This is a genomic window from uncultured Campylobacter sp. (assembly GCF_937997465.1).
GTDB lineage: Bacteria > Campylobacterota > Campylobacteria > Campylobacterales > Campylobacteraceae > Campylobacter_A.
The window spans coordinates 1-9,636 of sequence record NZ_CALKTQ010000043.1; the positions used below are offsets into that span (position 1 = coordinate 1).

Annotated in this window: 12 protein-coding genes and 1 pseudogene; 3 read left to right on the forward strand and 10 right to left on the reverse strand. The window is 45.3% G+C overall.

Annotated features, from left to right (window positions below; translation table 11 throughout):
* From Q0546_RS01220 to rpmH, 9 genes and pseudogenes are all read right to left on the reverse strand, one after another.
* A pseudogene (locus tag Q0546_RS01220) lies at window positions 1–346 on the reverse strand (hypothetical protein); the annotation flags it as partial.
* A 10-nt stretch (window positions 347–356) separates the two neighbouring features.
* Window positions 357–1,094: a hypothetical protein gene (locus tag Q0546_RS01225; protein ID WP_298789808.1), complete on the reverse strand. Its 738-nt coding sequence runs from the start codon at window positions 1,092–1,094 to the stop codon at window positions 357–359.
* 32 nt (window positions 1,095–1,126) lie between these two features.
* Window positions 1,127–1,864, reverse strand: a complete 738-nt coding sequence (locus Q0546_RS01230) for a hypothetical protein (protein ID WP_002952255.1) — start codon at window positions 1,862–1,864, stop codon at window positions 1,127–1,129.
* A gap of 30 nt (window positions 1,865–1,894) precedes the next feature.
* Window positions 1,895–3,214: a tRNA uridine-5-carboxymethylaminomethyl(34) synthesis GTPase MnmE gene (gene mnmE, locus Q0546_RS01235; RefSeq protein ID WP_298057144.1), complete on the reverse strand. Its 1,320-nt coding sequence runs from the start codon at window positions 3,212–3,214 to the stop codon at window positions 1,895–1,897.
* Window positions 3,211–4,353 (reverse strand): Jag N-terminal domain-containing protein, encoded by a 1,143-nt coding sequence (locus Q0546_RS01240; protein WP_298789812.1) that lies wholly within the window; start codon window positions 4,351–4,353, stop codon window positions 3,211–3,213. Before Q0546_RS01240 ends, mnmE begins: the two co-directional genes overlap by 4 nt.
* Entirely contained in the window at window positions 4,353–5,903 is a 1,551-nt protein-coding gene (yidC, locus tag Q0546_RS01245; RefSeq protein WP_298789825.1) for a membrane protein insertase YidC, read from the reverse strand. The genes Q0546_RS01240 and yidC overlap by 1 nt, the downstream gene beginning before the upstream one ends.
* A gap of 11 nt (window positions 5,904–5,914) precedes the next feature.
* Window positions 5,915–6,256, reverse strand: coding sequence for a membrane protein insertion efficiency factor YidD (yidD, locus tag Q0546_RS01250; protein WP_298789814.1), 342 nt, complete (start codon window positions 6,254–6,256; stop codon window positions 5,915–5,917).
* Window positions 6,257–6,258: 2 nt separating this feature from the next.
* Complete coding sequence (rnpA, locus tag Q0546_RS01255) at window positions 6,259–6,603, reverse strand: ribonuclease P protein component (RefSeq protein WP_298789827.1); 345 nt, start codon at window positions 6,601–6,603, stop codon at window positions 6,259–6,261.
* Entirely contained in the window at window positions 6,591–6,725 is a 135-nt protein-coding gene (gene rpmH, locus Q0546_RS01260) for a 50S ribosomal protein L34 (protein ID WP_002946826.1), read from the reverse strand. The genes rnpA and rpmH overlap by 13 nt, the downstream gene beginning before the upstream one ends.
* Before the next feature lie 136 nt (window positions 6,726–6,861).
* On the opposite strand from rpmH, the gene Q0546_RS01265 reads away from it, so the two are divergent.
* From Q0546_RS01265 to Q0546_RS01275, 3 genes are read left to right on the forward strand one after another with little or no spacing between them, the layout of a single operon-like run.
* A complete protein-coding gene (locus tag Q0546_RS01265; protein ID WP_298789816.1) occupies window positions 6,862–7,338 on the forward strand; it encodes a GNAT family N-acetyltransferase in 477 nt (158 codons plus the stop codon).
* A gap of 39 nt (window positions 7,339–7,377) precedes the next feature.
* On the forward strand, window positions 7,378–8,007 hold the full coding sequence (locus Q0546_RS01270) for a uracil-DNA glycosylase (RefSeq protein WP_298789818.1): 630 nt from the start codon (window positions 7,378–7,380) through the stop codon (window positions 8,005–8,007).
* On the forward strand, window positions 8,004–9,203 hold the full coding sequence (locus Q0546_RS01275; RefSeq protein WP_298789820.1) for a hypothetical protein: 1,200 nt from the start codon (window positions 8,004–8,006) through the stop codon (window positions 9,201–9,203). Before Q0546_RS01270 ends, Q0546_RS01275 begins: the two co-directional genes overlap by 4 nt.
* On the opposite strand, the gene Q0546_RS01280 is transcribed toward Q0546_RS01275, so the two are convergent.
* Window positions 9,191–9,589, reverse strand: coding sequence for a YbgC/FadM family acyl-CoA thioesterase (locus Q0546_RS01280; RefSeq protein WP_298789822.1), 399 nt, complete (start codon window positions 9,587–9,589; stop codon window positions 9,191–9,193). The genes Q0546_RS01275 and Q0546_RS01280 overlap by 13 nt on opposite strands.
* Window positions 9,590–9,636: the final 47 nt, after the last annotated feature.

Genomic DNA, 9,636 nt, shown 5'->3' on the forward strand with positions numbered 1-9,636 from the left:
AATCTACATTTTTACCGCTATCCAGATCAATCACTATCAGAGTTTTTACACCGTCACCGCTTGAGTAAACCCAGCCTAGATTTTGGCTCGCCGAGTCGCTCTCGCCAGGCGATTTCACCTCGGCCCTACCCATGTAGTCGCCGAATTTTTCCTCTTTTTTACCGCCGCTCATCTCGTAGACCGTGGTTTCGGTTATAAATCCGATCTGCTGTATGCTAGCGTCGTTTTCCATATACGTACGCCACGCTCTCTCGCCGCCTATGTCGCCGGTGATGCCAGCACAACCGCTAAATGCCAACGCCGCGACAGCCGCCGCTACCGTCTTAAAAATCATCGTATTTTTCATTTTATTCTCTTTACTTCTCGCCCAAAGAGCAAATTTGACTAAGCCTCGGCCTGTACCTGCGCAACTCGTTTTGGATTTTTTCCTCAAATTTAGGCGTTTTTTCGGCGACTTCTCGCAAGCCATCGGAATTTGTAAAATTTTTTATCTGAGATTTTAAAAGTAGCGCGCCGCTTTTGGATGAAATTTTTGCCTGCGTTATAACGGCGGTAAAATACCGTTTTTCTAAATTTTGCGTATCATAGTAGCTAGATGCTGATTTCACGCTCACACTGCCGCCTTTTTGAAACGCCTCGCAAACCGAAATCGGCGCCTCAAAAACTGCTACCGTCGTCAAATTTGAGCTAAATTCGTAAAATTTGATCCGCCGAGCGCCACGAAGCTGGGTCGCACTCGCTTCGTCTTTTAGATCAAACTCCGCCTCGGTATCGGCGTCTTTTAGTATAAACGCACTACCGCCGCTTTTATAGACGGCGCCGAGCCTAAAAGGTAGTCTGCTGCCCTCTTTTTTAGTAAGAGCAAAGCCCGTAGCTTCGCCGTCCTCAGGCTGAGCGCGAAAATCACGCGAGAAAAATGCCGTCAAAAAGGCAACCTCTCTAACGGCGCCGTCAGTACCCAGATATCTCGTCCAGCCATCCTCGGGAACATCGATATTTGAGACGTCGTGCTCGGCTATATTTGCGCTGCTAGTGATGCCGGCGCAACCGTAAAAAGCCAGGGCCGCAATAGCCGCTAGAAATAAGTTTTTCATCTCGCGTTCGTGTTTAAATTTGATAAAAGCGATCAGTTTTTAGGCGCGGCGCAAACGATATTTGATAGGATTTGCTCCTGTTTTTTAGCGTCGGCGTCTATGACTTTGTTCCTAAATTCCGCCGATCGAGCCCGCGTCTGCGTGCTAGCTAGCTTGCCGTCGCTAACGAAAAATTTAAAGTCTAGATTTTTGATCTCGGCGCTTTTTCCCTTTTTCACTCCGATATCCATCAAAGTCGCGAAAAACTCGCTATTGTCGGGACTTTCTTTATCGTAATAATTAGTCACGGCATGAGCTTTTACCGTCTTACCCACCGCAAAACTCTCGCACACGGCGCCCGAGTCCGAGCTAAAAACTACGCTCTCTAATATGCCGCCGCCAAACTGATAAAATTTGACCTTTTTGGCCCCTCTTAGAGTCGCAAGCTCGTTTTTATCGCGCATATTTATGTATTGATAGCCAAATTTTTCCTTATCGTTAAGCTCCAAAACTATAAACGAAATACCGTTTTGCGCGTACATATCGCCAAGCTTCAAATTTTGACCGTCTCTTTTTATGAGCGCCATACCGATGATATCGCCGTTTTTTTGCGCGTGAGTTGCGCTCAAATTTTCTGAGAAAAATGCGACATCGCCGACGGTGCCGTCGTTTTCTAGATATTTGATCCAGTCCGGTTCAGGCGATACTACGCTACTTGCTAGATGATCGTGTGAAGGCATGCAACCGCCCAGCAACGCAGCTAGAGCGGCTATAGATAAGATTTTTTTCATTATTTTTTCTTTTTTATAAAGTAAATTTCGTTATTTTCCGAGGCAAAAATTGCTAAACATTTCGTCTAAAATTTCGCTTCGCTCAAACGGTTTCGTGATTGACGAGATTTGCTCTATTGCTGTATTTAGCTCGTAGGCAAAGAGCTCGAGCTCGGACTGGGCAAGTAAATTTAACGCCCTTTTTATCGCCTCGCTCGCCGCCTCGCAGCATGAAATTTGACGAGCGGAGTTTAGTAGTATCTCGCTCGTCTCTTGGGCGTCGAGATAGGTTTTTAGACTATTTACTATCTCGTCCGTTCCTTGCTTGGCGCAAATTTGTATCGCGCCCACTGGAGCGCTAAATTTAACGCCGAGGTCGCATTTATTTAAAACGTAAAAAATCTTTTTTTGCGAGTTTTTTAAAAGCTCCAGGATCTCGTTATCCTGCTCGTCGGCCTCCTGCGACGCATCAAAAACGGCCAAGATAACGTCGGCCTCCTCGATAGCTCGTAGCGAATACGAAATACCGATCTGCTCGATCTTACCCGCATTTTTGCGGATACCTGCCGTGTCTATGATGCGCACGAGATGAGTGCCGATTTTTAGGGCTTCTTCTATGCTGTCTCTAGTCGTACCTGCCTCGTCGCTGATGATCGCGCGCTCATAGGACAAAAGCGAGTTTAAGATCGAGCTTTTGCCGACGTTTGGCTTGCCGACTATCGCGATTTTAAAGCCCTCGAGCAACCCTTTTCTGCTCTGGCTTATAGCGACGATTTTATCTAGTTTGGAGCTGTTTTGTTTTAGCATTTGACTGATACTTTCTAGCAGATCAGCAGGCAGGTCATCGTCGGCATAGTCGATGCTAGTCTCCACGAATGCCAGAGTTTTTACGAGTTCGCGGCGAATCTCGTTCGTAAATTTAGCCAAATCTCCCCTCATCGTGCGAGCCATAATCTTTGCGCCGTCCTCGCTTTTTGCGTTTATGAGCGAGTTTATCGCCTCGATCTTGCTAAAATCCATCTTGCCGTTTATGAGCGCTCGCTTGCTAAACTCGCCCGCGCGCGCGAGTCTGGCGCCGCTTTTGATAAGTTCGCCTAGGATCAAATTTGCCACCACTAGCCCGCCGTGGAGCTGAAACTCCACCACGTCCTCGCCCGTGAAACTATGCGGAGCCTTGAAATAAATAAGCAAGGCTTCGTCAATGAGCTCGCCATCGGCGTAAATTTTAGTTAGAGTTGCGTAACGCGGGACTAGATAGGTGGTTTTAGTGAGTTTTAGAGCTAGGCTAAGGGCGTCCGCGCCGCTTAGCCTGATGATGGAGATCGAGCCTACGCCGTGCGCGGTGGCGACGGCGGCTATGGTCTCGTTCATTTTTTGATAAAGTCGTTCACGACTACGAACTGCCCGTCGCTATTTGACTTTACGCTTACGTATTTGTCGGGGAATTTTTCGCGCAGTTTTTCAAGGGCGATCTTGACCAAAACGCCGTCTAAAGACTTGGTTTTGGCTTTGCCCGTCTCCTCCACGCGCTCGATTATACCTTTTAGATACTGATCGATCGCTGCTTCTTGATTTTGCAGAAATTGCGCGATCTCAAGACGCACCGCAAGGCCGTATTTTGAGCTGATCCAATTATAAAGCAAATACGAAATCGCCTTGTAGCGGTAGCCCTCCTTGCCGATGAGCAGCGCCGCATCCTCGCCGTCAAGCTCGACTATCACAGTCTCGTCGTCAAATTTGCGCACGTCTATCTTGTTTATAGTAAATAAATTTCCGCCAAAAAGCTTCTCTACGCCCTGCTTTATCTCAGGCAGGACTTTATTGATATCCGCTTTTGGTTTTTGATCTTTTTGTTTTTGAGCCTGTGCTCTATCGGCTCGGGAGTCTTGTTTTTCTTTTTTAGCTAAATTTAGCGCAGCTTGCGTCAAATTTGTATCACCGACAGATGCCTGCGAGCCTAAATTTTCGCCAGCTGCGGTTTTTTCATCGCCTTCGTAAAAGTCGTTTTTATTAAAGGTATCGATGATCGAGTGATCAAGGATGTTTTTGCTACTATCTTTTTTAGGTTGTTCTTTTTTGTGCTGCTCTTTTTCTTTTGCCTGAGGCTCTTTTTGCGGTTGTGCTTCTTCAACTTTAGGCTCGTTTGCCGCGCTCGTTTCATTTTGCTTTGCCGCATTGTTTTTGTGATGTTCGTGGCGATTTTTATGATTTTTTTTCTTTTCGCTTTTATGATTTTGCTCTTCGCCAGAGTTCTCTTTTTTCTTAAATTCCTTCTTTTTTTCGCCGCCGTTTTCTTTATGAGCGTTTTCGCGAGCGACTTGAGAGGCTTTTTTTGCTTCCTTATGCGCACCCTCTTTTACGGCTTCGATGATCGCCGTTTTTTTGAAAAATCCCAAAAAACCGGCGCTCGGGTTTTGTAAAATTTTGATATCAAGCTCCGTGACAGAGCAGTTTAGCTCCTCGGCGGCCTTTTGAAAAGCCTCTTGTAAATTTTCAGCTTCGATTCGCATTAGGCCTTTACCTCGGCTTTCTTGTGCTTTTCAAAGAGTTTATTTACGAAAACTTGCTGGATGACCGAGCAGACGTTGTTTACAAACCAGTAAAGCGTAAGTCCCGCAGGGAAGGTCACGAAGAAAAACGTAAAGATAAGCGGTAAAAATTTCATTATCTTTTCTTGCATCGGGTCGCTAAACGTGGTCGGCGTGAGCTTTTGCTGAAGGAACATCGTAGCACCCATCAAAATAGGCAACACGAAATACGGATCCATCACCGAAAGGTCGTGTATCCAGAGTATCCACGGCGCCGCTTTTAGCTCGATCGCGTTTAGTAGTACTCGGTAAATCGCAAAGAAAATCGGGATCTGCATAAGTATCGGCAAGCAGCCACCCATTGGATTTGCGCCGTTTTTCTTATACAGCTCCATCATGTGCATATTTAGCTTTTGCGGATCACCTTTGTATTTGGCTTGTAGCTCTTTTACCTTCGGCGCTAGATCTTTTAGCTTGTTCATCGATAGCATGCCTTTGTAGGTTAGCGGGAAAAGCACGATCCTGATAACTAGCGTTAGTACGACGATCGCCCAGCCCCAGTTGCCGATATAGCCGTAAAGTAAATTTAAGAATGCGAACATCGGTTTTGCGATAAAGGTAAACCAGCCGTACTCGATGACGTCCACGAGCTCCTCGTTTATCTGGCTTAGAGTAGCGTGGTCTTTGGCACCGATGTAGCCTTTAGCTTTAAAATTTTGCTCGCCTTTTACGAATATCACTGCATTACCCGCGCCGTCTTTTGAAACGACGGGATTTAAAAGTCCGTCAAATTTGAAAAATAAGGCCGTGTAGTATCTGTCGCTAGCTGCGGCTATGTTTACGTTATTAAAGCTTTCAGTCGCGTCTACGTCGCCATCCTCGATGATGGTTAGCTTGCCGTCGTTATGCTTAAGCAGCGCGCCGTGGACGGTATAGTTGTCGATAGCGACGCTTGGACGAAAACCCGGAGTCACGTAGTATTCGCCCGCGCTCACGCTAAGATCTAGGTCGTAGCTTCCGTTTGGATAAAACGTGATTTTCTTAGTTACGCTAGAGCCTTGCAAATTTTGCGTTAAAACTATACTTTTTGGCTCGCTGGCTAAATTTATCTCGCTAACGTCGCTCGTGTAAGCCACTTTAAAAGCTTGCTCATTTAAAGCTTTGTCGCTAAAGCGTACTTCAAGCGGTAACGGCTGAGCGCCTGCTAGTTCGATGCGATTGCCTTCGGCGTTTTTGTATTTTTCGTCATTTAAATAAAATTTCGAAATCCTGCCCAGCTCGTCTATGCGCGCCTCAAAGTGTTCGCCCTTTATCACAGCGATCTCGCGGCTTTGAGTCGATGCGGCCTGCGGAGAGCTAGCGCCTGATGCGGTATTTGCGCTTGGAGCGGCGTTTGCTTGCCCTACCTGCTGCGCAGCTACTGTTTGATTTTGATCTAACGGCAAATTTTTAGGAATAAAAAAATAATCGTAAGCGATAAAAAAGATAAAAGATAAAACGGTCGCTAATAACACGCGTTTTTGAACTGACATATTGTCTAACACTATTTTTCCTTTTGAAAGTCTAAATTTTTAATAACGTAGAATTTATTTTTTTTATACGGGACGAACCAAAATGCGATGTGTGATTTTAAATTTTGATTGGATATAAAAAAAGAGTCGAAATTTTTACTAATGATGGGGTAGTCGATGCCGCCCTTAAAGAGTTGATTACAGCGTAAAATTCTAAAAATAACCGCGAAGAGTGCCGAGAAAAAGCCGTTAAATTTGAACTGCCAAACGGCAAATTCCGAACACGAGGGATAGTATCTGCAAGACTTTGGAGTAAATTTAGAGATATAATCTTGATACGCTTTTATCAAAAATAAAATAGCTTGTTTTATCATTTTCATATGCCTGATTTTATACATCCGAGTTTTTTCATAGCCCAAGAGATATTTTTTTTGAGCTTTAAAAACGAGCTTTTATCTAGCCCGTTTTTAACAACTATCACGTAAATGCCGTCCGCAAGCTCATTTGAAATCTCGACGACGACCGCTCGCAAAAGTCTTTTACATCGGTTGCGAACGACGGCTTTGCCCACCTTTTTGCTGGCTACGACGGCTAGTTTATTTTCATTGCAAGGCTTAAAAAAGACTATCGCCTCCTCGCAGTGCCATTTAATGGCCTCTTTGTAGACGCTTGAAAACTCCTTTTGGCTGCTTATAGAGCTAAATTTGCTTAAACGGCCAATCTTGCTCTGCCTTTTGCGCGTCTTGCGTTTAGCACTTTGCGGCCGTTTTTAGTTTTCATGCGGACGCGAAACCCGTGAGTGCGTTTTCTAGGGGTTTTATGAGGTTGGTATGTTCTTTTCATAAATTTTTCCTTATGGTGATTTTGATATAAGTCGGTGATTTTATCAACAAATCGCTTAAAATCCTTTTAATAAATTTTTAAACTTCGTTTTAAAATAATAAAAATATAATAGCTTATTAAAATTTAGGAGAAAAATTTGCCTTACGTTATTAGAAAAGCCTCTAGAGCCGACGTCTCGGCCGTTTGCGAGCTGGTTAAAGAGCTGGCCGCGTACGAAAAAATGAGCGATGATGTCAAATTTACGCCCGAAATTTTTGCCGAGTCTATTTTTGAGAAAAACTATGCCAGGATTTTAGTCTGCGAAACAGAGGGCAAAATCATAGCTTACGCCATATATTTTTACACGTTTTCCACGTTTTTGGGACTTGGCGGGATATATCTGGAGGATCTATACGTCCAAAAAGAGCATCGCAACAAAGGCATAGGAAAAGAGTTTTTTAAATTTTTAGCCGAAATTTGCAAGAACGAAAATCTGCAACGCCTCGAGTGGGCGTGCCTGCACTGGAACGAGCCGGGCATAAAATTTTACGAAAAAATGGGCGCGAAAAACCAGTCAGAACAGTGGCGAAACTACCGCTTGGACGGCGAAAATTTAAACAAACTCGCGCTTTGATTTATCTGTTTTTAACGCCCTTTTGGATATCATCGCGCGATGAGTTACGCAAACGAAATTTTAAGAGAACTTTACTATCTTAGGGCGTTCGGGTATAAATTTGCCGATTTTTCGCCTTCGTCCGCGGCCTTACCGAGTAGCCTTGCCGAACTAAACGCAAGCATCAAAGAGTGCAATCTATGCGAGCTTTGCAAGAGCGCAAACCACGCACTAACGGGCCTTGGAGATAAAAGCGCTAAAGTAGTTTTCGTATTTGACGCGCCAAACGCCGCCGAGGATGCGAGCGGAGAATTTTTGGCGGGCGACGATAAGTTTTTGCAAAATTTAAACGAGCTAGCAGGACTTAAAAAGGACGAAATTTACGTCACGAGCCTGCTAAAATGCAAGCCCGCAGCCAAAGCTCCGACAAACGCTTACGAGCTTTGCGAGCCGTATTTTAGCGCGGAAGCCCGTCTAGTCGCGCCAAAGCTCATCGTGGCGCTTGGCGAAGAGGTTTTTTACAAAATGATAAAACAAAGCGCGCAAAGCTTTGAAACCATAAGGGGAAACATAATGAAATTTAAACATTCGGCCCTGCTGGCGACCTATTCGCCGACCGCCGTAGCGAAAAATCCAAGCAAAAAAGAGCTGTTTTTCAGCGATCTAAAAAAGATAAAAGAGTACCTATGAGAAAAATTTTAACCGTTTTATTGATCTGCTCGACGCTATTTGCCAGGAGCGACAAGCCGTCGGACATCCCGCCCGCGAGCGAAATTTATATAAATTTAGAACCTGTCAAGTGTAACGACGCCTGCTTGTTAGAACTCGTTAGAGAGGGTCTTTTGCACAGCTTTTTGGCTCGCTACGAAGGCAGCTCCAATCAAGAAATTTTACAAGCCTTTAACGCGCTAAACGGCTCATACGTAAACGCCGGCACCGAAAGCCTGACGCCAAACTCCAGCGCCGAATTTAAGATCGCCGTCATCATCCCGCAAGATAGCATAAAAAGCTACGCCGGCGTCGTCTCAAACGCGGTTATCGCCTATGTAGTGAGGCAAAATGCCGCCATCGAAGTTAAATTTTACAACATCGGCAACGAAGCCCCAAGCGCTATCGACGGCGCACTAGCACGCGCTAGAGGCGAAAATATCGTATATATCATCGCGCCGTTTACGCCTGTTGGCGCAAAATATCTAAACGAGGTTTTAGACCCCGCCATGACGGCTTTTGTGCCGACTCTGCACATCTCTAGCGTCGATTCGCCGCAGGATAATTTGATATTTGGCGGTATAGACTATAAAGGGCAAGTCGAAAAACTGCTAAATTTCTCAAACGGCCAAGTCGCGGCATTTTCTGACGGTAGCGCGCTAGGAGCGGCGCTAAATCGCTACGCTGACGAGTTTAGCGGCGGGCTAGCCTACGAAAACGAGATCGCAAACGGCGTCACCGACCTAAAGTCAATACTATCTGGTAACTCGAGACTAAGCGGCGCGACCGTTTTTCTAAACGTTCCGCTCGTAAAAGCCTCGATGGTGAGCTCTCAGATGCGCCTTTACGACGTCAAATTTAACGCCCTTTTAAGCACGCAGATAAACTACGCGCCGAGCATCTTTAAACTCATGCAACCGCAAGATAGAGAAAAGCTCTACATAGCAAACTCGATCTCCAAAACTGACGGCGCGCTGGACTCAAACAACGAAATTTTAGGGCAAAATTTGAACTTTAACTGGGTAGGCTACTCCGCTAGCGCCGGGCTTGACTACATCTACGCGACCTACCTAAACCGCGGCGCGCAGAGGCTTTTTAACGAGAGCGTCGAGGACTCGCAGATCATCTATGACACGAAGGTTTTAAAAGCCGGCGAATACGGCTTTTACGAGCAATAAGAGGAGAGAAAATCCACTATCTCCTCGCTCATCTTAGCAGGCTTCAGATTGCTAACAAACGCGACCTCAACATCCGCTTCAAAGACGAGCTCGGGTTCGCATTCACCGCTTAAATTTGCGATTTTATAAATTTTATGATTTATGAGCGCGGAGGCTTTTTTTAGGTTCGTCACGCTCGTTTTTACCTCGAGCAGATCGCCCAGGACAGCCGGTTTTTTAAATTTTGCCCGAATCTCACTCACAACAAAATGCCCGTCCTTGCTAAAAGGCTTAACATCTGAGCCAAAAAACATCTCGCTGCGCGCCCTTTCGCAATATTTTATATAGTTTGCGTGATAGACTATGCCGCCAGCATCGGTATCTTCGTAGTAGATTCGTATTTTCATGTTTTTCCTTTTGTCTGTGATCTTATCTTTTGTAAGTTAAATTTTAC

Coding starts and splice junctions, on each gene's coding strand:
- Q0546_RS01230 (WP_002952255.1), bottom strand. CDS start 1,864: ATGAAAAAAATCTTATCTATAGCCGCTCTAGCTGCGTTGCTGGGCGGT.
- Q0546_RS01240 (WP_298789812.1), bottom strand. CDS start 4,353: ATGCGAATCGAAGCTGAAAATTTACAAGAGGCTTTTCAAAAGGCCGCC.
- yidC (WP_298789825.1), bottom strand. CDS start 5,903: ATGTCAGTTCAAAAACGCGTGTTATTAGCGACCGTTTTATCTTTTATC.
- rpmH (WP_002946826.1), bottom strand. CDS start 6,725: ATGAAAAGAACATACCAACCTCATAAAACCCCTAGAAAACGCACTCAC.
- yidD (WP_298789814.1), bottom strand. CDS start 6,256: ATGATAAAACAAGCTATTTTATTTTTGATAAAAGCGTATCAAGATTAT.
- Q0546_RS01270 (WP_298789818.1), top strand. CDS start 7,378: ATGAGTTACGCAAACGAAATTTTAAGAGAACTTTACTATCTTAGGGCG.
- Q0546_RS01225 (WP_298789808.1), bottom strand. CDS start 1,094: ATGAAAAACTTATTTCTAGCGGCTATTGCGGCCCTGGCTTTTTACGGT.
- Q0546_RS01280 (WP_298789822.1), bottom strand. CDS start 9,589: ATGAAAATACGAATCTACTACGAAGATACCGATGCTGGCGGCATAGTC.
- Q0546_RS01275 (WP_298789820.1), top strand. CDS start 8,004: ATGAGAAAAATTTTAACCGTTTTATTGATCTGCTCGACGCTATTTGCC.
- mnmE (WP_298057144.1), bottom strand. CDS start 3,214: ATGAACGAGACCATAGCCGCCGTCGCCACCGCGCACGGCGTAGGCTCG.